The sequence below is a fragment of the Streptomyces sp. UG1 genome, from assembly GCF_049974585.1.
Taxonomy (GTDB): Bacteria; Actinomycetota; Actinomycetes; order Streptomycetales; family Streptomycetaceae; genus Streptomyces.
The window spans coordinates 1-715 of the sequence record NZ_JBNGGG010000165.1 but is presented as its reverse complement, the minus strand read 5'-3'; the positions used below and the strand labels follow the sequence as shown (position 1 = coordinate 715).

1 pseudogene is annotated in these 715 nt (G+C 67.3%); it reads left to right on the top strand.

Going from position 1 to position 715, the window contains the following annotated elements:
* Positions 1 to 76: 76 nt before the first annotated feature.
* A pseudogene (locus ACP4J3_RS50830) lies at positions 77 to 640 on the top strand (replication initiator); the annotation flags it as partial.
* Positions 641 to 715: the final 75 nt, after the last annotated feature.

Below are 715 nucleotides of genomic sequence, written 5' to 3'. Positions count from 1 at the left end.
CCAACGACCGAGATCCGCCAGCCTCATGGTGGTAGGAGCTCACCATGGCTTGATCCACAGCTCTTGACTATTGCTCCTCTCCGGCTACACCACCACCCTGGACGGCACAACCGGCGAGATCCTCCACCACTACGACACCCGAACCGAACCCGGCGAACGCCTCCTCGTCCGTTGCCGCAATCGACGCGCGACCATCTGCCCGGCCTGCTCCCGTCTCCACGCCGGAGACACCTTTCACCTCGTCCGCGCAGGCCTGATCGGCGGCAAGAACGTCCCGACGACGGTTCGCAATAGGCCCCGGCTCTTCGTCACCCTCACTGCACCGTCGTTCGGCCCGGTCCACCGCTCCAGCGAAGCTTGCCGTCCTCGCCGCACGGGTGGTGCCTGCGAGCACGGCCGCCCGCTCGGCTGCGGGACCATCCATGCCCCCGACGCTTCGGCCATCGGCCAACCGCTGTGCCGCGACTGCTACGACTACACCGCCCACGTGCTGTGGCATGCGCACGCCTCCAAGCTGTGGGATCGCTTCGTCATCGACGTACGGCGACGTCTGGCCTCCTCAGGCGGCCTCGTACAGTCCAGCTTCGCCCAGCACGCCCGGCTGTCCTTCGCCCGCGTCGCCGAATATCAGAAGCGGGCGGATGGCGTCCCTTGACGTGGTGTAGCCGATCAAGGTGAGGGGGTGCGCCGGGGGCGTATGCCGATGGGTTTTCGC